This is a genomic window from Mycobacterium sp. UM_CSW, from assembly GCF_000455205.1.
Taxonomy (GTDB): Bacteria; Actinomycetota; Actinomycetes; order Mycobacteriales; family Mycobacteriaceae; genus Mycobacterium.
Genome location: NZ_AUWQ01000012.1, coordinates 92,522 through 116,237, shown reverse-complemented (window position 1 = coordinate 116,237; position 23,716 = coordinate 92,522). Strand labels below are relative to the sequence as shown.

General features: G+C 69.0%; 22 protein-coding genes and 1 tRNA gene. 17 read left to right on the top strand and 6 right to left on the bottom strand.

Annotated elements, in window-relative coordinates; translation table 11 throughout:
* The first annotated feature begins 36 nt into the window (after nucleotides 1-36).
* Nucleotides 37-2,664, top strand: coding sequence for an alpha-glucan family phosphorylase (gene glgP / locus N415_RS05380; protein WP_068177925.1), 2,628 nt, complete (start codon nucleotides 37-39; stop codon nucleotides 2,662-2,664).
* Here the strand turns inward: glgP and N415_RS05375 are convergent.
* Both N415_RS05375 and N415_RS05370 read right to left on the bottom strand, forming a co-directional pair.
* Nucleotides 2,648-4,651 carry an ATP-dependent DNA helicase gene (locus N415_RS05375; protein ID WP_068177923.1) on the bottom strand — a complete coding sequence of 668 codons (2,004 nt, stop codon included), beginning with the start codon at nucleotides 4,649-4,651 and terminating at the stop codon, nucleotides 2,648-2,650. The genes glgP and N415_RS05375 overlap by 17 nt on opposite strands.
* Before the next feature lie 11 nt (nucleotides 4,652-4,662).
* Nucleotides 4,663-5,961, bottom strand: a complete 1,299-nt coding sequence (locus N415_RS05370; RefSeq protein WP_068177921.1) for a nicotinate phosphoribosyltransferase — start codon at nucleotides 5,959-5,961, stop codon at nucleotides 4,663-4,665.
* A 55-nt stretch (nucleotides 5,962-6,016) separates the two neighbouring features.
* On the opposite strand from N415_RS05370, the gene clpS reads away from it, so the two are divergent.
* From clpS to rdgB, 8 genes are all read left to right on the top strand, one after another.
* Nucleotides 6,017-6,322 (top strand): ATP-dependent Clp protease adapter ClpS, encoded by a 306-nt coding sequence (gene clpS / locus N415_RS05365; protein ID WP_066928670.1) that lies wholly within the window; start codon nucleotides 6,017-6,019, stop codon nucleotides 6,320-6,322.
* 25 nt (nucleotides 6,323-6,347) lie between these two features.
* Nucleotides 6,348-6,932, top strand: a complete 585-nt coding sequence (locus tag N415_RS05360; RefSeq protein WP_068177919.1) for a DUF2017 domain-containing protein — start codon at nucleotides 6,348-6,350, stop codon at nucleotides 6,930-6,932.
* A gap of 16 nt (nucleotides 6,933-6,948) precedes the next feature.
* Entirely contained in the window at nucleotides 6,949-7,989 is a 1,041-nt protein-coding gene (locus N415_RS05355; protein ID WP_068178153.1) for a P1 family peptidase, read from the top strand.
* 172 nt (nucleotides 7,990-8,161) lie between these two features.
* Nucleotides 8,162-8,824 (top strand): rhomboid family intramembrane serine protease, encoded by a 663-nt coding sequence (locus N415_RS05350; protein WP_068177917.1) that lies wholly within the window; start codon nucleotides 8,162-8,164, stop codon nucleotides 8,822-8,824.
* The gene (gene murI, locus N415_RS05345) at nucleotides 8,821-9,636 is read left to right on the top strand and encodes a glutamate racemase (RefSeq protein WP_068107585.1); all 816 of its coding nucleotides are present in this window, start codon (nucleotides 8,821-8,823) and stop codon (nucleotides 9,634-9,636) included. The genes N415_RS05350 and murI overlap by 4 nt, the downstream gene beginning before the upstream one ends.
* A gap of 71 nt (nucleotides 9,637-9,707) precedes the next feature.
* Nucleotides 9,708-10,490: a cyclic nucleotide-degrading phosphodiesterase gene (locus N415_RS05340; protein WP_068137154.1), complete on the top strand. Its 783-nt coding sequence runs from the start codon at nucleotides 9,708-9,710 to the stop codon at nucleotides 10,488-10,490.
* 27 nt (nucleotides 10,491-10,517) lie between these two features.
* The gene (gene rph, locus N415_RS05335; RefSeq protein ID WP_068177915.1) at nucleotides 10,518-11,297 is read left to right on the top strand and encodes a ribonuclease PH; all 780 of its coding nucleotides are present in this window, start codon (nucleotides 10,518-10,520) and stop codon (nucleotides 11,295-11,297) included.
* Between the two features lie 9 nt (nucleotides 11,298-11,306).
* The gene (gene rdgB, locus N415_RS05330; RefSeq protein WP_239645452.1) at nucleotides 11,307-11,912 is read left to right on the top strand and encodes an RdgB/HAM1 family non-canonical purine NTP pyrophosphatase; all 606 of its coding nucleotides are present in this window, start codon (nucleotides 11,307-11,309) and stop codon (nucleotides 11,910-11,912) included.
* A 152-nt stretch (nucleotides 11,913-12,064) separates the two neighbouring features.
* Here rdgB and N415_RS05325 read toward each other — a convergent pair whose 3' ends face one another.
* Nucleotides 12,065-12,406 carry a DUF3817 domain-containing protein gene (locus tag N415_RS05325; RefSeq protein ID WP_068134781.1) on the bottom strand — a complete coding sequence of 114 codons (342 nt, stop codon included), beginning with the start codon at nucleotides 12,404-12,406 and terminating at the stop codon, nucleotides 12,065-12,067.
* Nucleotides 12,403-12,783, bottom strand: a complete 381-nt coding sequence (locus N415_RS05320) for a hypothetical protein (RefSeq protein WP_068177914.1) — start codon at nucleotides 12,781-12,783, stop codon at nucleotides 12,403-12,405. Before N415_RS05320 ends, N415_RS05325 begins: the two co-directional genes overlap by 4 nt.
* A gap of 71 nt (nucleotides 12,784-12,854) precedes the next feature.
* On the opposite strand from N415_RS05320, the gene N415_RS05315 reads away from it, so the two are divergent.
* The 3 genes from N415_RS05315 (at nucleotide 12,855) to N415_RS05305 (ending at nucleotide 13,976) form a co-directional block, all read left to right on the top strand.
* Nucleotides 12,855-12,938, top strand: a tRNA-Leu gene (locus tag N415_RS05315).
* A 209-nt stretch (nucleotides 12,939-13,147) separates the two neighbouring features.
* Nucleotides 13,148-13,576 (top strand): FHA domain-containing protein, encoded by a 429-nt coding sequence (locus tag N415_RS05310; RefSeq protein ID WP_068177912.1) that lies wholly within the window; start codon nucleotides 13,148-13,150, stop codon nucleotides 13,574-13,576.
* Between the two features lie 100 nt (nucleotides 13,577-13,676).
* Complete coding sequence (locus N415_RS05305; protein WP_068177910.1) at nucleotides 13,677-13,976, top strand: hypothetical protein; 300 nt, start codon at nucleotides 13,677-13,679, stop codon at nucleotides 13,974-13,976.
* Here N415_RS05305 and N415_RS05300 read toward each other — a convergent pair whose 3' ends face one another.
* Nucleotides 13,977-14,888 (bottom strand): NAD(P)H-binding protein, encoded by a 912-nt coding sequence (locus N415_RS05300; RefSeq protein ID WP_068177907.1) that lies wholly within the window; start codon nucleotides 14,886-14,888, stop codon nucleotides 13,977-13,979.
* Between the two features lie 274 nt (nucleotides 14,889-15,162).
* On the opposite strand from N415_RS05300, the gene N415_RS05295 reads away from it, so the two are divergent.
* The 5 genes from N415_RS05295 to N415_RS05275 all read left to right on the top strand — a co-directional run bounded on the left by N415_RS05295 (nucleotide 15,163) and on the right by N415_RS05275 (nucleotide 23,252).
* Complete coding sequence (locus tag N415_RS05295; RefSeq protein WP_068177905.1) at nucleotides 15,163-16,290, top strand: ferredoxin reductase; 1,128 nt, start codon at nucleotides 15,163-15,165, stop codon at nucleotides 16,288-16,290.
* 8 nt (nucleotides 16,291-16,298) lie between these two features.
* Nucleotides 16,299-17,531: a fatty acid desaturase gene (locus N415_RS05290; protein ID WP_068177903.1), complete on the top strand. Its 1,233-nt coding sequence runs from the start codon at nucleotides 16,299-16,301 to the stop codon at nucleotides 17,529-17,531.
* Between the two features lie 260 nt (nucleotides 17,532-17,791).
* Nucleotides 17,792-20,362: an ABC transporter ATP-binding protein/permease gene (locus tag N415_RS05285; protein WP_068177901.1), complete on the top strand. Its 2,571-nt coding sequence runs from the start codon at nucleotides 17,792-17,794 to the stop codon at nucleotides 20,360-20,362.
* Nucleotides 20,359-22,107: an ABC transporter ATP-binding protein gene (locus tag N415_RS05280; protein WP_068178147.1), complete on the top strand. Its 1,749-nt coding sequence runs from the start codon at nucleotides 20,359-20,361 to the stop codon at nucleotides 22,105-22,107. The genes N415_RS05285 and N415_RS05280 overlap by 4 nt, the downstream gene beginning before the upstream one ends.
* Nucleotides 22,108-22,175: 68 nt before the next feature.
* Entirely contained in the window at nucleotides 22,176-23,252 is a 1,077-nt protein-coding gene (locus N415_RS05275; protein ID WP_068177900.1) for a phosphotransferase, read from the top strand.
* Here N415_RS05275 and N415_RS05270 read toward each other — a convergent pair.
* Nucleotides 23,249-23,674, bottom strand: a complete 426-nt coding sequence (locus N415_RS05270) for a pyridoxamine 5'-phosphate oxidase family protein (RefSeq protein WP_068177898.1) — start codon at nucleotides 23,672-23,674, stop codon at nucleotides 23,249-23,251. The genes N415_RS05275 and N415_RS05270 overlap by 4 nt on opposite strands.
* Between the last annotated feature and the right edge of the window lie 42 nt (nucleotides 23,675-23,716).

Below are 23,716 nucleotides of genomic sequence, written 5' to 3'. Positions count from 1 at the left end.
CTGCGAGCGGCGAAATCCTCAGTAAGGTAATGACGTGTGAAAGCCCTTCGCCGCTTTACGGTCCGTGCTCATTTGCCCGAGCGTCTCGCCGCGCTGGATCAGCTTTCGACCAACCTGCGGTGGTCGTGGAACAAGCCCACCCAGGATCTGTTCGCGACCATCGACGCGGAGCTGTGGGCGCGCTGCGGCTGCGATCCGGTGGCGCTGCTCGGTGCGGTGAGCCCGTCGCGGTTGGACGAGTTGGCGCTCGACGAAGGATTCCTGGGCCGGCTCGACGCGCTTTCCGCCGACCTGAACGATTACTTGAGCCGCCCGCTCTGGTATCAGCAGCGCCAGCATGCCGGTGCCGCAATGCCGGCCGCGATCGCCTACTTCTCGATGGAGTTCGGCGTCGCCGAGGTGCTACCCAACTATTCGGGCGGCCTGGGGATCCTCGCCGGAGACCACCTGAAGTCCGCGTCCGATCTGGGCGTCCCGTTGATCGCGGTGGGCCTCTACTACCGCTCCGGCTACTTCCGGCAGTCGCTCACCGCGGACGGCTGGCAGCACGAGACCTATCCGGCGCTGGACCCGCAGGGGCTGCCGCTGCGGCTGCTCACCGACTCCGCGCGCAATCCGGTGCTGGTGGAGCTGACGCTGCCCGACTCGGCGCAGCTGCGGGCGCGGGTCTGGGTCGCGCAGGTGGGAAGGGTTCCGCTGCTGCTGCTGGACTCCGACGTCCCCGAGAACGAGCACGAACTGCGCGGCGTGACCGATCGGCTCTACGGCGGCGACCAGGAGCACCGGATGCGCCAAGAGATCCTGGCCGGCATCGGCGGGGTGCGGGCGATCCGTGCGTTCACCGCGATCGAGGGGCTGCCCGCCCCCGAGGTGTGGCACATGAACGAGGGGCACGCCGGCTTCCTCGGGACCGAACGCATCCGCGAGCTGATCACCGATTCGGGACTGGACTTCGACACCGCGCTGACCGTCGTCCGGTCGGCCACGGTGTTCACCACCCACACGCCGGTACCCGCCGGCATCGACCGATTCCCGGTCGACATGGTGCGGCTGTATTTCGACGACGGCCTGGGCGACGGCCCGGACGGGGACGGTAAGGCCAAAGGCGCGCCCACCCTGCTGCCGGGCGTGCCGACTGCCCGGATCCTCGAGCTCGGCGCCGAGGACGATCCCACCAAGTTCAACATGGCCCACATGGGACTGCGGCTGGCGCAACGAGCCAACGGTGTCTCGTTGTTGCACGGGCGGGTCAGCCGGGCGATGTTCAACGAGCTGTGGCCGGGATTCGATTCGGCCGAGGTGCCGATCGGCTCGATCACCAACGGCGTTCACGCCCGTACCTGGGCGGCGCCGCAATGGTTGCAGCTGGGGCGCGAGCTGGCCGGGTCGGATTCGTTCGGCGATCCGGGCGTGTGGCTGCGACTCCAGGAGGTCGACCCCGGTCACCTGTGGTGGATTCGCTCGCAACTGCGGTCGCTGCTGGTCGAGGATGTCCGGCGGCGGTTGCGCCGCTCGTGGCAGGAACGGGGCGCCCCGGATGCCGAATTGGGTTGGATTGCAAAGGCTTTCGACCCCGACGTGCTCACCGTCGGGTTTGCCCGGCGGGTGCCGACCTACAAGCGGCTGACGCTGATGCTGCGCGATCCGGATCGGCTGGAACAACTGCTGCTCGACAAGGAAAGGCCGATCCAGCTGATCGTTGCCGGCAAATCGCACCCGGCCGACGACGGCGGCAAGGCGCTGATCCAGCAGGTGGTGCGCTTCGCCGACCGGCCGGAGGTGCGGCACCGCATCGCGTTTCTGCCGGACTACGACATGTCGATGGCCAGACTGCTGTATTGGGGTTGCGACGTCTGGCTGAACAACCCGTTGCGCCCCCTGGAGGCTTGCGGCACTTCGGGAATGAAGAGCGCGCTCAACGGCGGGCTGAACCTGTCCATCCGCGACGGCTGGTGGGACGAGTGGTACGACGGCGAAAACGGTTGGGAGATACCGACCGCCGACGGCGTGGCCGACGAGTCCCGCCGCGACGACCTGGAATCCACCGCGCTGTACAACCTGCTGGAGCAGTCGGTCGCGCCGAAGTTCTACGAGCGCGACGAACACGGGGTCCCGCCGCGGTGGATCGAGATGGTGCGCCACACCCTGCAGACCCTCGGCCCGAAGGTGTTGGCTTCCCGCATGGTCCGCGACTACGTCGAGCAGTACTACACGCCCGCGGCGGAATCGCTGCGCAGAACCACGGCGGCCGAAGACGGCGGCGCGGAATTCGACGCGGCGCGCGAGCTGGCCGTCTATCGCCGGCGCGCCCACGAGGCATGGCCCAAGATCACGATCACCGACGTCGACAGCACCGGCCTGCCGGACACCCCGGTGCTCGGCTCCAAGCTGACGCTGACTGCGACCGTGCAGCTGGACGGGCTGGCGCCCGACGAGGTAACGGTCCAGGCGCTGGTGGGCAGGGTGGACACCGGCGACGCGCTGCTGGACCCGGTCACCGTCGAGATGTCCTACACCGGCACCGCCGAGGGCGGCAACCAGGTCTTCTCGACGACAACGCCGCTGCCGCTCGCCGGAGCGGTCGGATACACGGTGCGGGTGCTGCCCAACAACCCCATGCTCGCGGCCAGCAACGAGCTCGGTCTCGTCACCCTGGCCCGCTAGCCGCGGGTGCGCGCAGCCGCTCCAGCGCGGCGCGGACCTGCGCCGGATTGGTGGTCTGCCAGAACGGCGGCAGCGACGCCCGCAGGTAGCCGCCGTAGCCGGCGGTAACCATCCGCGAGTCGAGGACCGCGACCACGCCGCGGTCGGTGACGCGACGCAGCAGCCGGCCCGACCCCTGGGCCAGCAGCAGCGCGGCATGGTTGGCGGCGACGGCCATGAAGCCGTTGCCGCCGCGCGCGGCCACCGCGCGCTGCCGCGCGCCCAGCAGCGGGTCGTCGGGCCGCGGGAACGGGATGCGGTCGATCAGTACCAGCGACAGCGACGGCCCCGGCACGTCGACGCCCTGCCATAGCGACAGCGTGCCGAACAGGGAGGTCTCCTCGTCGGCGCTGAACTGCTCGACCAGCGCCGAGGTGCTGTCGTCGCCCTGGCACAACACCGGCGTCGACAGCCGCCCGCGCATGGCCTCGGCGGCGGCCCGGGCGGCCCGCATCGACGAGAACAGGCCCAGGGTGCGCCCGCCCGCGGCGGTGATCAGCTCCGCGATCTCGTTCAGCTGCTCTGCCGAGCCGGTGCCGTCCCGGCCCGGCGGCGGCAGATGGGCGGCCACGTAGAGTATTCCGGCCTTGGCGTGGTCGAACGGAGACCCGACATCCAGGCCGCGCCAAGGGGCGTCGCCCTCCCCGCCGGCCAGGCCCCAGGCGGCGGCCATCGCATCGAAGGACCCGCCGATTGCCAGCGTCGCCGACGTCAACACCGTCGTCGAGCGCGAGAACACCTCGGTGCGCAGCAAGCCGGCGACCGACAGCGGCGCCACCCGCAGCACCGGCCGCACCGAGCCCCGGTTGTCCTCGTGGTCGAGCCAGACCACGTCGCTGCGATCCGGGATCGGCGGGGTGAACGACGTGAGGATCCGCGACGCGGTGTCGGAGATTTCGCTCAGTGCCGCAACGGCTTCGGCGCGCGCCGACGCCGCCTTGCTGTCGCTGGTGGTGTCGATCGCCGAGCGCGCCGCGGTGGCCACGTCGCGCAGCGCCGTCAGGTAGGTCGCCATCTCGTCGTCGAGGCGGTCGATGCGGCCCGGCGTGCCCTCGTGGATGGCCGCCGCGAAGCTGGCGGTCGTCGCCTCCAGCCGTTGCACCAGTTCGGGTTCCACCAGCCGGGTGATCCGGCGCGCGGCGACGCCGAGGCCGGCCGACGTCAGCTCGGCGGTGGCCACGGACGTCACCCGATCGACGAGTTCGTGCGCCTCGTCGACCACCAGCAACGCGTGCTCCGGCAGCACCGCCGATTCCGCGACGGCGTCGATGGCCAGCAGGGCGTGATTGGTGACGACGACATCGGCCCGGCCGGCCTCCGCGCGTGCCCGCTCGGAGAAGCACTCGGCGCCGAAGGGGCAGCGCGCCACGCCCAGGCATTCCCGCGCCGAGACGCTGACCTGAGACCAGGATCGGTCCGGCACGCCGGGCTTCAGGTCGTCGCGGTCACCCGAATCGGTCGCCGACGCCCAGGCGGTGAGGCGTTGCACGTCGCGGCCCAGCGCGCTGACCGCCACGGGATCGAAGAGCTCTTCCTGGGGCCGCTCGTCGTCCGACTCGCCGGTCGCTGCGCCGTTATGGATCTTGTTCAGGCACAAGTAGTTTCGCCGGCCCTTCAACAGCGCGAAGCGGGGCCGGCGCGGCAGCGCATCGGCGAGCGAGTCGGCCAGCCGGGGCAGGTCACGGTCGACGAGCTGACGCTGCAGCGCAATCGTCGCGGTCGACACGACGACCGGCGCCTCGTCAGTGACCGCGCGGACGATCGCGGGAACCAGGTAGGCCAGCGACTTGCCGGTGCCCGTGCCGGCCTGCACGACCAGGTGCTCGCCGGTCTCGAAGGCCCGCTCGACCGCGCCGGCCATCTCGACCTGCCCGGGGCGCTCGCTGCCGCCGAGCGCGGCCACGGCCACGGCGAGCAACCCGGACACGGACACCTCAGGCGTGGTCATCGCCTTCGCTCTCAGGCCCGGATCTGCGTCGTCGGGATCGCGGGCTCGCCGTGCGAGAGGTTCAACCCCTCCCACGGCAGGCTGCGCAGGCCCGAGGCCACCAGCTGCCGCGCCGCCGCCAGGTCCGCGTCGAACACCGCCTCGCCGCCGCGGACGAGCGGCGTCGTCACCGCCCGACACGGCTCGGTGGTCTCCGGGGGGCGGCCCGCCGGATAGACCACCTCCTCGGTGATCGTGCCGGTTGGACGTGCCAGGCGCAGCGCCTGTTTGCGGCCGCCGTGGGATTCCTTGTGGCTGCTTCGCTTTTGCACGGGCATGCCGTCCACCTCGACCAGCTTGTAGACCATGCTCGCGGTCGGCGCGCCCGAGCCGGTGACCAGCGACGTGCCGACGCCATAGCTGTCGACCGGCTCGGCGCGCAGCGCGGCGATGCTGAACTCGTCGAGATCGCCGGACACCACGATGCGGGTTTGGGTGGCTCCCAGCCCGTCGAGCTGGTCGCGCACCTGCCGGGCGAGCACCCCGAGCTCACCGGAGTCGATGCGGACGGCGCCGAGCCCGGTGCCGGCGGCGGCCACCGCGTTGGCCACGCCGGTCGTCACGTCGTAGGTGTCCACCAGCAGCGTGGTGCCGGCGCCCAGCGCGTCGACCTGGGCGCGAAAAGCCGCGACCTCGTCCGGGCCGTCGCGATGCGTGTGCAGCATGGTGAACGCGTGCGCGGAGGTGCCCTCGGCGGGAATGCCGTATCGGCGCTGCGCCTCCAGGTTGGAGGACGCGGCGAAGCCGGCGATGTAGGCGGCGCGGGCCGCGGCGACCGCCGCGTGTTCGTGGGTTCGGCGCGACCCCATCTCGACCAGCGGGCGATCCCCGGCAGCGCTGACCATGCGCGCCGCCGCCGAGGCGATCGCCGTGTCGTGGTTAAAGATCGACAGCGCCAACGTCTCGAGAACGACGCATTCGGCGAAGCTGCCGTGCACCGAAAGCACCGGCGATCCGGGGAAGTACAGCTCGCCTTCGGCGTAACCGTCGATATCGCCGCCGAACCGGAAATCGCGCAGGTAAGCCACGGTGTCCGGGTCGAGGAATCGGGCCAGCAATTCGCAGGCGTCGTCGTCGAACCTGAACTGCGGCAACGCTTCCAGGAGCCGGCCGGTCCCGGCGACCACGCCGTAGCGGCGCCCGTCGGGGAGCCGGCGGGCAAACAGTTCGAACGTGGTCCGGCGGTGGGCGGTGCCGTCGCGCAGCGCCGCCGCCAGCATGGTCAACTCGTACTTGTCGGTCAGTAGCCCGGCTAGGACCGGCTGGTTCATTCCGCAACGGTAACGGCTGGCGGCGACGGGGGTGTGTCTCGGTATCGTAGGGGCCATGGTTGTTGCGTCAGCGCCCACGAAACCGGGCACTACCGGGCAACGCGAGTCGGCTCCGGTGGACGTCACGGCCAGCCCGTGGGTCACCATCGTGTGGGATGACCCGGTCAACCTGATGACCTATGTGACGTACGTCTTCCAAAAGTTGTTCGGCTACAGCGAGCCGCACGCCACCAAGCTGATGCTGCAGGTGCACAACGAGGGCAAGGCGGTGGTGTCGGCGGGCAGCCGAGAATCCATGGAAGTCGACGTGTCCAAGCTGCACGCCGCCGGTTTGTGGGCGACGTTGCAGCAGGACCGGTGAGGTTCCAGGTAGTCCGGGACTCCTTGTGCGCAAATGGAAGCGCGTCGAGACCGCCAACGGTCCCCGTTTTCGGTCCGCCTTGGCCGCTCATGAGGCCGCCCTGCTCAACAACCTGATGAGCGCGATGATCGGCCTGCTCGACGAGCGCGAATCTTCCTCGCCCACAGACGAACTCGAGGAGATCACCGGAATCAAGACCGGCCATGCCGAACCGCCACGTGACCCGACGCTGCGTCGGCTGCTGCCGGATTTCCACAATCCCGACGAACTCGGCGACCAAGCGGCCGATCAAACGCCCGATGGCCTCAACGCCGCGCTGCGCAGTCTGCACGAGCCGGAGATCATCGCGGCCAAACGCGCTGCGGCGCAACGGGTCCTGGACACCATTCCGGGCGATGGCGGCCGCTTCGAGCTGACCGAGGACGACGCGAACGCCTGGATCGCGGCGGTCAACGACCTCCGGCTGACGTTGGGGGTCATGCTCGAGATCGGGCCGGAGGGCCCGGAGCGCCTGCCGGCCGACCATCCGCTGGCCGTGCACTTCGACGTCTATCAGTGGCTGACCGTCCTGCAGGAGTATCTGGTTTTGGCCTTGATGGGGCGCCGATGATGTGGATGACGGCCGGATGAACGGCATCACCGACGTCGCGGGCATCCGTGTCGGCCACTACCAGCGACTCGACCCCGACGCGTCGCTGGGCGCCGGGTGGGCCTGCGGCGTGACGGTCGTGCTGACGCCGCCCGGGACGGTCTGCGGCGTCGATTGCCGCGGGGGCGCGCCCGGGACCCGGGAGACCGATCTGCTGGATCCGGCCAACACCGTGCGGTTCGTCGACGCGGTGTTGCTCGCCGGCGGCAGCGCCTACGGCCTGGCCGCCGCCGATGGCGTCATGCGCTGGCTCGAGGAGAACGAGCGCGGCGTGGCCATGGACGGCGGCGTCGTCCCCATCGTGCCGGGAGCGGTGATCTTCGACCTGCCAGTCGGCGGCTGGGACCGCCGGCCGACGGCCGACTTCGGGTATGCGGCCTGCGCGGCCGCCGGGGTCGGCGAGGTGGCCGTCGGGACCGTCGGCGCGGGGGTCGGCGCGCGGGCCGGGGTGCTCAAGGGCGGCGTGGGGTCGGCCTCGGCGACGTTACCGTCCGGGGTCACCGTCGGCGCCGTGGTCGTGGTGAACTGCGCCGGCGAGGTCGCGGACCGGGCGACCGGCCTGCCGTGGATGGCGGACCTGATACGGGAGTTCGCGCTGACGCCACCGCCGGCCGAGCAGATCGACGCGTTCGCGCAGTTGCCGTCGCCGCTGAGCCCCGAGCACCCGCTGAACACCACCGTCGCCGTAGTCGCGACCGACGCCGCGTTGAGCCCGGCCGCGTGCCGGCGCGTCGCGATCGCCGCCCAGGACGGCCTGGCCCGGACCATCCGCCCGGCGCACACCCCGGTGGACGGCGATACGGTTTTTGCGCTCGCGACGGGGGCGGTCGAGGTGGCCCCGGCCGTCGCTTCGAAGCCGCCGCCCGCCTCTTTCCTGCCCGAGACGGGGCTGGTCACCGAGGTCGGTGCGGCCGCGGCCGACTGCCTGGCCCGCGCGGTGCTGGCCGGGGTGTTTGCCGCCGAGTCGGTCGCCGGAATACCGACCTACCGCGACGTGTTGCCCGGCGCATTCGCCTGAAGGAAACCGTGACCTACCCGAGCCGCACCGACATCAACCGGTGCCCATGCCGGTAGCCTGGACCATGCCGAGAACGCTCTAGAAGGGCAGCTATGGGCATGATCCCGCGCCGCGACGATATAAGAGGCGATGAGGTGGGGGCACCTCCCGCTTGCGGGGGAGAGCGGCGCGCATGACTCAGGGACATCCGCGCACACCAGCAACCAAGTCGAAAAAACGACCCCAGTGGGTCGTCGGCGGGGCCACCATCCTCACCTTCGTGGCGCTGCTGTATCTGGTCGAGCTGATCGACCAGCTGATGGGCGGCCGGCTGGATTCCAACGGCATCAGGCCGCTGACCACCGACGGCCTCTGGGGCATCATCTTCGCGCCTGTTCTGCACGCCAACTGGCAGCACCTGATGGCCAACACGGTGCCGCTGCTGGTGCTCGGCTTCCTGATGACGCTGGCGGGATTGTCGCGCTTCGTCTGGGCCACGGTGATCGTCTGGGTTTTGGGCGGCTTCGGCACCTGGCTGATCGGCAACGTGGGGAGCGCTTGCGGGCCGACGGATCACATCGGGGCGTCCGGCCTCATCTTCGGCTGGCTGACGTTTTTGCTGGTCTTCGGGATATTCGTGCGCAAGTTCACCGACATCGTCATCGGGTTGGTGGTGTTGTTCGCCTACGGCGGCGTGCTGCTCGGCGCGATGCCCGTGCTCCACCAGTGCGGCGGGGTGTCCTGGCAGGGCCATCTGAGCGGTGCGGTCGCCGGCGTGGTGGCGGCCTATCTGCTCTCCGCCCCGGAGCGCAAGGCCCGCGAAAAGAAAGCCGGCGCGCGGCGGACCAAGACATGAGTTCGCCGTTGGCGCCCGTCGGGGTCTTCGACTCCGGCGTCGGGGGACTGACCGTCGCGCGGGCCATCATCGACCAGCTGCCCGACGAGGACATGATCTACGTCGGCGACACGGCCAACGGTCCGTACGGCCCGCTCTCCATTTCGGAGGTGCGCGCGCACGCGCTGGCCATCGGTGACGACCTGGTCGACCGCGGCGTCAAGGCGCTGGTGATCGCCTGCAACACGGCGTCGGCGGCCTGCCTGCGCGACGCCCGGGAGCGCTACGACGTGCCCGTCGTCGAGGTGATCCTGCCGGCGGTGCGGCGCGCGGTCGCCACCACCCGCAACGGGCGCATCGGCGTCATCGGCACCCGGGCGACCATCAACTCGCACGCCTACCAGGACGCGTTCGCCGCCGCCCGGGACACAGAGATCACCGCGGTGGCCTGCCCGCGGTTCGTCGACTTCGTCGAGCGCGGGGTGACCAGCGGGCGCCAGGTGCTCGGGCTCGCCGAGGGCTACCTGGAGCCGCTGCAGCGCGCGCAGGTGGACACCCTCGTGCTCGGATGCACCCACTACCCGCTGCTGTCCGGGCTGATCCAACTGGCGATGGGCGAGAACGTCACGCTGGTGTCCAGCGCCGAGGAAACCGCCAAGGAGGTGCTGCGGGTGCTCACCGAAACGGACCTGCTGCGCCCCCATGACGCGCCGCCCGCCACGAGGGTCTTCGAGGCCACCGGCGACCCCGAGGCCTTCACCAAACTGGCCGCGCGGTTTCTGGGTCCCGCCGTGACCGGCGTGCAACCGGTGCATCAAACCCGCGCCCGCTAGCGCGCCGGGAGATTCTGGTCACACCAAAGCGGCCATGTTTTCTCCATCGCCCCATCGGGCATGGCACAGTAGTGTCCGTGCGAATAACCGTGCTCGGCTGCTCGGGCAGCGTGACCGGTCCGGATTCGCCTGCATCGGGTTATCTGCTTCGGGCACCGGATACCCCGCCGCTGGTACTCGACTTCGGCGGCGGTGTTTTGGGCGCGCTGCAGCGCTACGCCGATCCCGGTTCGGTGCACGTGTTGTTGTCACACCTGCACGCCGATCACTGCCTGGACGTGCCGGGCCTGTTCGTGTGGCGCCGCTACCATCCGTCGAAGCCGCTCGGCAAGGCGCTGCTGTACGGCCCCGGCGACACCTGGTCCCGGCTGGGCGCCGCCTCATCGCCATACGGCGGCGAGATCGACGACTGCTCCGACATTTTCGACGTACGTCACTGGGTCGACGGCGAGCCGGTGACGTTCGGCGCGGTTACGGTGACACCGCGTGTGGTGGCACACCCCACCGAGTCGTACGGCTTGCGGATCACCGACCCCAGTGGTGCGTCGTTCGTCTACAGCGGCGACACCGGCCTCTGCGATCAGCTGGTCGAGCTGGCCCGCGGCGCGGACGTCTTCCTCTGCGAGGCCTCCTGGACGCACGCCGCGGATCGGCCGCCCGCGCTGCACATGTCCGGCACGGAGGCCGGCCGGGTTGCCCGGCAGGCCGGCGTGCACGAGCTGCTGCTGACGCACATCCCACCGTGGACATCGCGCGAGGACGTGATCACCGAGGCCAAGGCCGAGTTCGACGGTCCCGTACACGCGGTGGTCTGCGGTGAGACGTTCGATGTCCGCCGCTCCGAAAGGGTCTGACCACCCGGCGTTGGCTAGGGTTACTGGGTGTCCAAACGAGAAGACGGCCGCCTCGACGACGAGCTTCGCCCCGTCGTCATCACCCGCGGATTCACCGACCACCCGGCGGGTTCGGTACTGATCGAATTCGGCCACACCAAGGTCATGTGCACGGCCAGCGTGACCGAAGGGGTGCCGCGCTGGCGCAAGGGATCGGGGCTGGGCTGGCTGACCGCCGAGTACGCGATGCTGCCGTCGGCCACCCACACGCGCTCCGACCGCGAATCGGTCAAGGGCCGGCTTTCCGGGCGAACTCAGGAGATCAGCCGGCTGATCGGCCGGTCGCTGCGGGCGTGCATCGACCTGCGGGCATTGGGGGAGAACACGATTGCCGTCGACTGCGACGTGTTGCAGGCCGACGGCGGCACCCGCACCGCGGCCATCACCGGCGCCTACGTTGCCCTGGCCGACGCGGTGACCTACCTGTCGGCGGCGGGCAAGCTTTCGGACCCGCGCCCGCTGTCGTGTGCCATCGCGGCCGTCAGCGTAGGCGTCGTCGACGGCCGGATTCGGGTCGACCTGCCCTACGACGAGGACTCCCGCGCCGAGGTGGACATGAACGTCGTGGCCACCGACACCGGAACCCTGGTGGAGGTCCAGGGGACCGGCGAGGGGGCGACGTTCCCACGCTCGACGCTTGACAAGCTGCTGGACGTGGCGCTGGCCGCATGCGACAAGTTGTTCGCCGCCCAGATTGAGGCTCTGGCGTTGCCGTACCCCGGGGTGCTGCCCGAGGGACCGACCCCGTCGAAGGCGTTCGGCAGCTGACCGTGTCAGATGGTGATGACCCGACTGCTGGTCGCCAGCCGCAACCCCAAGAAGCTGGCGGAACTGCGCCGCGTGCTCGACGGCGCGGGTCTGTCGCGTTTGACGTTGGTTTCGCTGGACGACGTCGCGCCGTTCGAGGAGGCCCCCGAAACCGGTGCGACGTTCGAGGACAACGCGCTGGCCAAGGCGCGTGACGGGTTCGCCGCGACGGGCCTGGCGTGCGTGGCCGACGACTCGGGCTTGGAGGTGGCCGCGTTGAACGGGATGCCCGGCGTGCTGTCGGCGCGCTGGTCTGGCACCCACGGCGACGACGCGGCCAACACCGCGCTGCTGCTGGCGCAGTTGCGTGACGTTCCCGACGACCGGCGCGGCGCGGCGTTCGTGTCGGCCTGCGCGCTGGTCTCCGCGTCCGGGGAGGTCGTCGTCCGCGGCGAGTGGCCCGGCTCGATCGCGCGGGAGGCGCGCGGCGACGGCGGGTTCGGCTACGATCCGGTGTTCGTTCCCGACGGCAGCGACCGCACCGCGGCGCAGTTGAGCCCGGCGGAGAAGGATGCGGTGTCACATCGCGGTCGCGCGCTCGCGCTGCTGGTGCCGGCGCTTGGGGCGCTCGCCTGAGCGGCGCCGGTAATCACATAGGTCACATCAGCCTCCGCAACGGGGCGGTTGACTTTCTGCCCGCCTCATAGCGACAGGCCGTCAACCGGAGTCGCTATGAGGCGGGCACAAAGTGTGTCGCCGCCGGAAGAGATGAAAAAGGCAGATGTGACTCAAAGCCCGAAGCGCGCTTTGACGTCCTTCGTTTGGAAGTGCTCGACGATGATGCCGAGCAGTGGGATGGTGCCGGACAGCAGCACGCCGATGGTCTTGCCGATCGGCCAGCGCACCTTGATCGCGAGGTTGAACGCCGCCAACACGTAGGCGAAATACACCCAGCCGTGTACCACTTCGATCCAGCGGATCTCGTGGTGGAACGCCAGGTGCGAGACGATCTCATAGCACAGCGCGATGAGCCAGAGACCCGTCGTCCAGGCCATCACCCGGTACGCGAGCAACGCGGTGCGGATCTTCTCGACGGGGAAGGCGGGCGCGGGTGTCTCGGGCGTGCTCATGCGGTGGTCCTGTTCTCCTTCTGGGCGTCTTTCTGGGCGAGCTCGGCGAGGTAGGCGTTGTACTCCCGCAGCGCGGGATCGTCGGTCGGTGGCGGCGCCGGCTTGGGCCGCTCGGGCAGCAGGCCCGCGGGGATCTCGGTCATCTCGGCGCTGTTGTGCGCTTGCGGCGGCTCCTCCTCGTAGCGCACGAATTTGCGGTAGGCGTAGACGCAGAACCAGGCGAACAGCGGCCACTGCAGCGCGTAGCCCAGGTTCTGGTAGGTGCCAGAGACCGACTGGAATCTCGTCCACTGCCACCAGCCCAGGGCCAGGCAGCCACACGCCGCGACGATCACCAAAGCGATCAGCGCGGGCCTGCGACGGCGGGTAGTCGGCACCCCTTGAACGTACCGCTCACGATTTGGGCCCGACGAATTCATCGAAGCCGCGCGGTACGATCGGCTCCGCTGCGGGCGTGGCGAAATTGGCAGACGCGATGGTTTTAGGTGCCATTGCTCGAAAGAGCTTGAGGGTTCGAGTCCCTCCGCCCGCACCGATGTTCACGCGCCAAATAACGGTTACTGGCTAGACGGGTTGGCTTAACTCCCTTGGCTGCCCCAGGGCATAAGACCATCCCAATCTGGGTACTTCTTCTTGACTGTTGGGCACGTGAGCGTGCCCGAGCATTTAGGTAAAAGGAGCCGCCCAGGTGGGCTGGCATCGTGCAAATCAGGCCAGAGTGCCGGGCGGTGGAACCGGCAGGTGAACCGCGACGACGACCGGAACCTCACTGAAGCAGCTGGCGAGACCACTGCCGACTTTGGCGACGACTTCCTCGATGAATCTGATGACGGTTCGACCGCTACGGTGGCGGAAACCGTCGAAGCGTTGCCGAGCGGATCGGCACTGCTGGTCGTGAAGCGCGGCCCGAATGCCGGTTCTCGGTTCTTGCTCGATCAGCCAGTCACCTCGGCGGGACGCCATCCCGACAGCGAGATTCTGCTGGACGACATCACGGTGAGCCGTCGTCATGCCGAGTTTCGCCTGGCAGAGGACGGTAGCTGGACCGTCGCCGACGTCGGGAGCCTCAATGGCACATACGTCAACCGTCAGCCGGTGGACTCCGCGGTGCTGGCCAACAACGATCAAGTGCAGATCGGTAAGTTCCGGCTTGTCTTCCTGACCGGATAAGTCGGACGGGCGATGTCGATAGTCGCCGGCGCCAAACGCCCCGCGTTTCGTTGCCCACTCCGCGGGTAACCGCGTTGAACCGCAATTAGGAAGGCGCGTCATGGCCACCGGACAGGACCCATTCGACCAAGCCATCGACCGCGCGGAAACCCGGGCCGCCGCGGCTCGCGAACGGGCCGCCCTGGCAGGCCTGTCGGCGGCCCGCAGCTTCGAGGAGTCCGCGCGCCAGCACGAGCGAGTCGCGCAGGTGCAAGACGTGACCGTCGCACAAGGCGTGTCCGACTCGGAGGTGCACCGCAAATCCGCGTCCCGCCATCGCCAGGCGGCAGCCGAGGATCGAAAGCTGGCCCAGCTGAAGCGAAAAGAGTCCGAAGCCGACCTGGCCGTAGACGGCGATTGATCACCCGAACAGTTCGCGGTGCCGTTCGACGTAGTGCCGCACCGTCTCCGCGGGACGGCCGATGAGGCGTTCGACATCGTCGGTCGACCGGTTGTAGCGGTCCTCGCGGTGCAGTCGCGCCATGGTGGCGATGTGTTGCTCCACGTGCGGCGGCATCCCCAGTTCGCCGAGCTCGCGCAGCCACTCGTCGTCGGACGGCCGGACGGCGCTGACGGTTCGGCTCAGGGCCCGCGAGTATTCCTCGGCGAGTTCGTCGACGGAAAGCGTTGCGGGACCGGTCAATTCGTAGACTGCGCCAAGATGGACCCGTGGTTCTACAAGTATGGCGGTGATGACGTCGGCGACGTCGGCCGAGGCGACGGGGGAGGTGCGCCCGTTTCCGAACGGCAGCGACAGTTGTCCCGTCTCGCGGATCGAGCGGGCCGCCAACATCCCGAAGAGCGGGTTTTCCAGCAGGACGGTCGGCCGGACGTGCACCGCCGGGACGCCCGACCAATTGATGACGCGCTCGGCGAGCCAATGTAGGCGTTGGTGCTTGGATTCCGCCGTGCTGGTGGCGGTCATCTGGGAGACCGTCATCTGCGACATGTTGACCAACACTTCCAGGCCGCCGAGTTCCTCCGCCGCCACGCACACCACCGTGGTGGCCTGCAGATAATCCAGGGAGACGCTCATGTTGAAGAACATCCGGGTGACGCCCGACATCGCCGCGAAGACGTCGACCGGATTGGTCAGGTCCCCGGCGATCACCTCGGCGCCCTGCGCGCGGAGCGCGTCGGCGCGGGCGTCGTCGCGGTGCACCATCGCGCGGACGGCAGCGCCCAGGCTGAGCAGCCGAGTCACGACCTGCGGGCTGATGCCCGCCACCCCGCCGCCGGCGCCCGTGATCAGGTAGGTCGGCGGCTCTGCCATGAAAACACCTTTGTTCCAACGGATTTGGAGCTGATCGTAACCCCGTGACGGGACTTACGCGTGTTCACAAATTGACCCTGTGTTCAATGGCGCGCAGATCCATGCGCGATATCTTGAATGCGCAGCTAGAACGCCATTTTCAAGGTACATCGGGTGGCGGCCGCAAATCGGGTCAGCGAACACGTGTTTATCGAACGCGGCGGCCGGGAAGCCGATAGGGAAGCGTGAGCCGACCGGCCCACGTAAAACCCCGATCAGACCGCTGGGATGACTTATGGTTTCTCCGCTTCGCAGCCTCACTCGATGGAGCACGGCGCCCGCGAAGGGCGTGCAGACCGCCAAATCCTGGGTCAACGTGCCGCGGGGGCTGGCCGCCCGGGCGACCACCCCGCTACTGCCCGACGATTACCTCAAGCTGCTCAACCCGCTATGGTCGGCGCGCGAGTTGCGCGGCCTCATCGTCGACGTTCGACCGGAAACCGCCGACTCGGCGACCGTCACGATCAAGCCCGGCTGGGGATTCTCGGGGCGGTACAAGCCGGGCCAGTATGTCGGCATCGGCCTGCGGATCGACGGCCGGTGGCACTGGCGCTCCTATTCGTTGACGTCGATCCCGCGCCGCGACAACAAGAACATCACCATCACCGTCAAGGCCACCCCCGAGGGCTTTCTCTCGACGCACCTGGTCAATGGCGTCAAGCCGGGCACCATCGTGCGCCTGGCCTCACCCAAGGGAGACTTCGCGCTGCCCGACCCGGCGCCGGCCAAGATCCTGTTCATCACCGCCGGCAGTGGCATCACCCCGGTGATGGCCATGCTGCGCACGCTCAAGTCGCGCGGACAGCAGGCGGACATCGTGCACATCCACTCGGCGCCGAGCGCCGACGACGTGATCTTCCACGACGAGCTGCGCGAGCTGGAAAAGGCCCAGCCGGCATATCGACTTCACCTGCAGCTCACCAAAACTCAGGGTCACTTCGAATTCGACGACCTCGCCGACATCGTGCCCGACTGGCAGGACCGCCCAGCCTGGGTGTGCGGTCCGAACTCCTTGTTGGACGCCGCCGAAGAGACGTGGAAAGGCGCCGACTGCAGCGACCAGCTGCACATGGAGCGATTCACCATCGCCGCCACGGACAAGGGCGGGGAAGGCGGAACGGTCACCTTCGCCACCTCCGACAAGACGGTCGAAATCGACGGCGCCACATCGATTATGGAGGCCGGCGAACAGGTGGGCATCCAAATGCCGTTCGGGTGCCGGATGGGCATCTGCCAGACGTGTGTGTTGCCGCTGGAGGCCGGGCACGTGCGCGACTTCCGGTCGGGGACCGAGCACGGCGCCGGCGACCGCATTCAAACCTGCATCTCCACGGCATCCGGAGACTGCACCATCAAGATCTAGGGGGACTCATGGCAATCACTGACATCAAGGAATACGCGCACCTGACCACCGAGGACGTCGACCAGCTCGCGCAGGAACTGGACGCCATCCGCGCCGACATCGAGGAGTCCCGCGGTGAGCGCGACGCCCGCTACATTCGCCGGTCAATTCAGTTGCAGCGGGTCTTGGCCGCCGGCGGTCGAATCGTGTTGTTCGCCAGCCACAACAAGCTCGCCTGGCTCAGCGGTACCGCCATGCTCGCCATGGCCAAGATCATCGAGAACATGGAGTTGGGCCACAACATCATCCACGGCCAGTGGGACTGGATGAACGATCCGGAAATCCACTCGACGGAGTGGGAGTGGGACACCACCTGCCCGAGCGTCCAGTGGAAGCGCTCCCACAACTTCGTCCACCACAAGTACACGAACGTTGTCGGCCTCGACGCCGATGTCGGCTACGGCATCATGCGCGTCACCCGCGACGAGCCGTGGGAACCCTGGATGCTCGGCAACCCGATCTACAACATGCTGCTGGGCACGTTCTTCCAGTACGGCGTCGCGTTGCACCACATCGAGACCGCGAAGCTGCGCAAAAAGGAGAAGAGCTACGCCGAGGCGGCCAAGGATCTGCGGGTGATCATGAAGAAACTGGTCCGGCAGGAGGGCAAGGACTACCTGATCTTTCCCGCGCTGACCGGGCGCAACTGGAAGCGCACCATCAAGGCCAACATGACCGCCAACCTGATCCGCAATATCTGGGCCTACATGGTCATCTTCTGTGGGCACTTCCCCGACGGCGCGGAGAAATTCACCGTCGATGAGTTCGAGAACGAAACCCAGGGCGAGTGGTACCTGCGCCAGATGCTGGGATCGGCGAACTTCAACGCCGGCCCGCTGATGGCCTTCATTAGTGGCAACCTGTGCTATCAGATCGAGCACCATCTGTTTCCGGATCTGCCCAGCAACCGCTACGCGGAGATCGCCGTGCGGGTGCGCGAGTTGTGCGACAAATACGACCTGCCCTACACCACGGGATCCCTTGGCCGCCAATACCTGCAGACGTTCTGGACGATCCTCAAGCTCGCCCTGCCCGACAAACTTCTGCAGGCGACGCCCGACGACGCACGGGAGACGCGCTCGGAGCTGAAGTTCCGCGTCCGCGAGGGGCTGCGGGAAAGCTTCGTCGATCCCCAGACCGGCAAACGGCGCGGCCTGCGCACCGCCCTGCGCGAGTTGCGGGGGTCGGGGCAGGCGGCGTAGCCGGCACCTCGACCCAGGCTCGTCCAGATCTACGCCACCGCGAAAAAGTTCGAGTAGAGCTCACGGTTTCGTCGACCTCGACGCGCAAACGGGGCCCGGAACGTAGTCGACACCTCCCGGGTTGACCTTTGGTAAGGCAACCCTTAGTTTGTGGGTAACTTACCTACTCGGAGGGTCGCTGAATGCAGTCGGTTGCGTCTTGTCGGGGCGGCCGGCCGCCGCTGATCGCTGAGACAGAGGTCGTCGGGGCGGATCGCTGAATGGCGCGCGGATTCCAGGGGGTGATGCTGCGCAGCTTCGGCGCCCGCGACCACACCGCGACTGTCATCGAAACCGTCCGCATCGCGCCGCATTTCGTGCGGGTGCGGATGCAGTCGCCCACGCTGTTCGACGAGGTGGAGGCCGAACCCGCGGCCTGGCTGCGGTTCTGGTTCCCGGACCCCGACGGATCGAGCACCGAGTTCCAGCGCGCGTACACGATCTCGGAGGCGGACGTCGCCGCCGGCCGCTTCGCCGTCGACGTCGTCCTGCACGAGCCGGCGGGCCCGGCCTCGTTGTGGGCACGAACGGTGCAACCCGGCGCGACGATCGCGGTCATGTCGCTGATGGGCTCGTCGCGCTTCGACGCGCCCGACGAGCAGCCGGCCGGGTACCTGCTGATCGGCGACTCGGCGTCGATCCCCGGGATCAACGGAATCGTGGGAACCGTCCCCGACGATGTCCCGATCGAGGTGTACCTCGAGCAGCACGACGACAACGACACGCTGATCCCACTCGCGAAACACCCACGGCTGCGGGTGCATTGGGTCCCGCGCCGCGAGGAGAAGTCGCTGGCCGCGGCGATCGAAAGCAGGGACTGGTCGAACTGGTACGCGTGGGCCACGCCCGAGGCGACGACGCTCAAGCACGTCCGCACGCGGCTGCGCGACGAGTTCGGGTTTCCCAAGTCCGAGATTCACGCCCAGGCCTATTGGAGCGCCGGGCGGGCCATGGGCACCAGCCGGGGCGACGAAGCGGAGACCTCAGAAACCCCAGTGCCACAACCCGAACCGTCGACACCGTCGCCGCCGCCCCGCGGCAGCTGGCGCGCCCAGGGCGCGGGCCGGCTGCTCGCCCCGCTGCGCCCCGCGCTCATCCTCTCCGGCGTGCTGCAGGCGGTGATCACACTGGTGCAACTGGCGCCGTTCGTGCTCCTGGTCGAGTTGGCCCGGCTGCTGGTATCCGGCGCCGGCGAGCAGCGGCTGTGGACCCTGGGCATCGCGGCGGTTTCGCTGCTGGGGCTCGGCACTTTGCTCGGCGCCGCGCTCACGCTGTGGCTGCATGTCCTCGACGCGCGCTTCGCCGGTGACTTGCGTTCGCGGCTGTTGACCAAGCTGTCCCGGTTGCCGCTGGGCTGGTTCACCGCCCGCGGATCGGGGTCGATCAAGCAGCTGGTGCAGGACGACACACTGGCGCTGCACTATCTGGTCACCCACGCCATCCCGGACGCGGTCGCCGCCGTCGTCGCGCCGGTGGCGGTGCTGATCTACCTCTTCGCCGTCGACTGGCGGGTGGCGCTGGTGCTGTTCGTTCCTGTCCTGGTCTATCTGGTACTGACGTCGTCGATCACGATTCAGTCCGGCCCACGCATCCCGCAATCGCAGCGCTGGGCGGAGCGGATGAGCGGGGAGGCCGGCGCGTATCTCGAAGGGCAACCGGTGATTCGCGTCTTCGGCGGCGCCGCGGCCTCCAACTTCCGGCGCCGCCTCGACGAGTACGTCGGGTTCCTGGTGGCCTGGCAGCGTCCCCTCGCCGGCAAGAAGACGCTGATGGATCTGGCCACCCGTCCCTCGACGTTCCTGTGGCTCATCACGGCGGCCGGCACCCTGCTTATCGCGGGCGGACGGATGGATCCGGTCGACCTGCTGCCGTTCCTGTTGCTGGGCACCACGTTTGGTGCGCGCCTGCTCGGCATCGCTTACGGGCTCGGTGGCATCCGCGCCGGGATGCTGGCCGCCCGGCGGCTGCAGAACGCGCTCGACGAGCCCGAACTCGAGGTGCGACGGCAGGAAGCGCCCCGAGGCGACGCGCCGGCGACCGTGGTGTTCGATCGCGTCGGCTTCGGCTATCGCCCCGGCGTTCCGGTGATCCGGGACGTGTCGCTGACGCTGCGGCCCGGCACCGTGACCGCGCTGGTCGGCCCCTCCGGCTCGGGGAAGTCGACGCTGGCCGCGCTGCTGGCCCGATTCCACGATGTCGAGCAGGGCGCGATACGGGTTGGGGGACAGGACATTCGGTCCCTGAGCGCCGACGAACTCTACACCCGCGTCGGCTTTGTGCTGCAGGAAACCCAGCAGGTGCACGGCACGGTCGCGCAGAACATCGCGCTGGCCGTCCCCGATGCCACCGCCGCGCAGATCGAGGCCGCGGCGCGCGAGGCCCAAATCCACGACCGCATCGTGCGACTGCCGCAGGGCTACGACACGATGCTGGGTGCGGGCAGCGGGTTGTCGGGCGGCGAACGTCAACGGCTCACCATCGCCCGCGCCATCCTCGCCGACACCCCGGTCCTGATCCTCGACGAGGCCACGGCCTTCGCCGACCCGGAATCGGAATACCTTGTGCAGCAAGCGCTCAACCGGCTCACCCGGGAGCGGACGGTCCTGGTGATCGCCCACCGGTTGCACACCATCACCCGCGCCGACCAGATCGTCGTCCTCGATGAGGGCCGGATCGCCGAACGCGGCACCCATGAGGAGCTGCTCGCCGCGGACGGACGCTATCGCCGGCTGTGGGACACGGGCCACGGCAGCGCGGTCCCGGCGGCCGCGGCGGGGGAGGCGGCGCGATGATCCGCACCTGGATCGGCCTGGTTCCGAAAGAGCGCCGCGCCAAGGTGTTTTCGTACGCCGCGCTCGCCCTGATCTCCGTGGTGGCGCGGGCGGTGGCCACGGTGCTGCTGGTCCCACTGGTGGGCGCGCTGTTTGGCGGCGAACCGCACCGCGCGCTGGTGTGGCTGGGCTTGCTCACCGCCGCGACCGTGGCCGGCTGGGCGATCGACACCGCGACCGCGCGCATCGGCCTGGATCTTGGCTTCGCGGTGCTCGACCACAGCCAGCACGACGTGGCGGACCGGCTTCCGGACGTCCGGCTGGACTGGTTCGGCGCCGAAAACACCGCGACAGCACGGCAGGCCATCGCGGCGACGGGTCCGGAACTCGTGGGCCTGGTGGTCAATCTGCTGACGCCGCTCGTCACGGCGATCCTGCTGCCGGCGGGCATCGCGCTGGCGCTGCTGCCGGTGTCCTGGCAGCTGGGCCTGGCCGCGCTCGGCGGCGTGCCGTTGCTGCTGGGCGCGTTGTGGGGCTCCGCGCGGCTGGCACGCCGCGCCGACGCCGCGGCCGCCGCGGCCAACACCACGCTCACCGAACGGATCATCGAGTTCGCCCGAACCCAGCAGGCGTTGCGGGCCGCGCGGCGCGCCGAGCCCGCCCGCAGCCTGGTGGGCGAGGCGCTGGCCGCACAGCGCGGGACGACGATGCGGCTGCTGGCCATGCAGGTTCCGGGCCAGCTGCTGTTCAGCATTGCCAGCCAGTTGGCCCTCATCCTGCTGGCGGGCACGACGACGGCGCTGGCGCTGAGCGGGACCCTGAGCGTGCCGGAGGCCGTCGCGCTGATCGTCGTGATCGCCCGCTACCTCGAGCCGTTCACCACCCTCAGCGAGCTGGCCCCCGCGCTGGAGAGCACCCGCGCCACCCTGGACCGCATCCGGTCCGTGCTCACCGCGCCCGTCATGCAGGCCGGAGCCGCCACGCTGCCCGGGCTCGCCGCGGCCCCGCAAATCGAGTTCGACGATGTCACCTTCGGCTATGACGGGGCGAGCGCGCCGGCCCTCGACGGGCTGAGCTTCTCGCTGCGGCCGGGCACCACGACGGCGATCGTCGGCCCGTCCGGATCCGGCAAGAGCACCATCCTGGCGCTGATCGCCGGCCTGCACGAGCCGACCCGGGGCCGCGTGCTCATCGACGGTGTCGACGCGGCGACCCTCGACGCCGAGACCCGGCGCGCGACCAGCAGCGTCGTGTTCCAGCATCCGTACCTGTTCCACGGCACGATCCGCGAGAACGTCCTCGCGGGAAACCCGGCCGCCGGCGACGAGCAGTTCGCACGCGCCGTCGCCCTGGCGCGGGTCGACGAACTCACCGGCCGGTTGCCCGACGGAGCGGACACCGTCGTCGGCGAGGCCGGGTCGGCGCTGTCCGGCGGAGAGCGGCAACGTGTGAGCATCGCGCGTGCCCTGCTCAAGGACGCGCCGATGCTGCTGGTCGACGAGGCGACCAGCGCCCTGGACACCGAAAACGAGGCCGCGGTGGTCGACGCGCTCAGCGCCGATCGGCATGCGCGCACGCGGGTGATCGTCGCGCACCGCTTGGCGAGCATTCGCCACGCCGACCGGGTGCTCTTCGTGGACGACGGCCGCATCATCGAGGAGGGCACGGTCGACGAACTGCTTTCCGCGGGCGGACGTTTCGAGGAATTCTGGCGCCAGCAGCGCGAGGCCGCGGAGTGGCACATCGCGGTCGATCACGGCGGTTGACCGCGGCTCTTGCCGTATGCCTTACAGTTGATCGGTCAATTGACCGTCGGAGCGCTGGAGGCCTGCTCATGGATGCGGTGGTGTCGATTCCCCGGTACCCCGGCGACGTGACCCCGGAATGGCTGTCAGGCGTGCTCAGCGAACGGCGCGCGCCCGTCGCGGTGTCGGGCGTCGACGTGGTTGCCATCGGCACCGGCCAGACCGGCGCCACCTACCGGGTCACGGCCAGCTACGCGACGGATCCCGGTGACCTGCCGCAGACCTTCGTCATCAAGCTGCCCGCCCAGGACGACACGGTGCGCGACCGGGTCGTCATCGGATATCGCAGCGAATGCGCGTTTTACTCATCCGTTGCCGATCGGGTGCAGGTGCCGACGCCGGAGTGCTTCTATTGCGCGATCGCCGAGGACGCAATGGATTTCGCGCTGTTGCTCGCCGATCAGGCTCCGGCGGTGCAGGGCGACCAGCTCGCGGGCTGCGGCGAAGCCGAAGCGCGCCTCGCGGTTACCGCCCTGGCCGGCCTGCACGCCCCGACCTGGTGCGATCGGGCCTGGCTGGATTTCGAAGGCATCGCGTTCGGGCGGCCGGACGAGGCGGGCGCCAACGGCATGGGTGAGGTGGCCAAGATGAGTGCCGACATCACGCTCGAGAAGCTGGGCGGTCGGATGAGCGCCGAAGACCGCGATACTTTCACTGCGGCAATGGGTTTGGTGGCGCCGTGGCTTTTGGCCGAGTATGACCGGTTCGCGCTGCTGCACGGCGATTATCGGCTGGACAACATGCTGTTCGATCCCGACCGGACCCGGGTGAGCGTGGTCGACTGGCAAACGCTCGGCGTGGGCCTGCCGGCCAGAGATCTGGCCTACTTCACTGCGACCAGCCTAAATCCGCAACTGCGCGCCAGCCTCGAGGAAGGCCTCGTCGCCGACTATCACCGGGCGCTGACGGCTTGCGGGGTCACCGGCTACGACCGCGAAACGTGCTGGCGCGACTACCGGCTCGGCGTGCTGCAGGCACCGCTGATCTCGGCGCTGGGATTCGCGTTCGCCGCTGCCACCGAGCGCGGCGACGACATGGTGCTCGCGATGCTGACCCGCGGCTGCCGGGCGATCCGCGAGCTGGGGACGCTGGAGCTGCTCGGCTAGAGGTCGCCGGTGAAGTCGGCGGACAGCCAGCGGTCCGGGCGGATGGTGTACAGCACCTCCTCGACGCCCTCCATGCTCTGCAGGAACGCGCGCGCGCCCTCCTCGCCGAGGTAGCGGATGGCGATGGCCTCCTGCGCGTCGGCCGGGGCCGGCTTGGTGGTCCCGACGACGGTGCCCTCCACCACCACATATTGGTACGGCAACTCCTCGCGCTGAACCACGAGCGTCACCGCGCCCGCGCGCTCGATGAGCCGCGCCTTGCGGCTCGACGCGCCCGTCATGATCCGGATGTCGCCCCCGGGCGTGTAGTCGTACCAGATCGGGACGCTGGCCGGCGGCCGGCCGTCGGCGGCGACGGACAGGACGCCAACGTGGGTATCGGCGAGGAACTCCTGGCGTTCGGTTTCGCTGAAGGCTTTCATGCCGCCTAGCAACGCCAATCCGTGTCGGCTATTCCCTGCGAG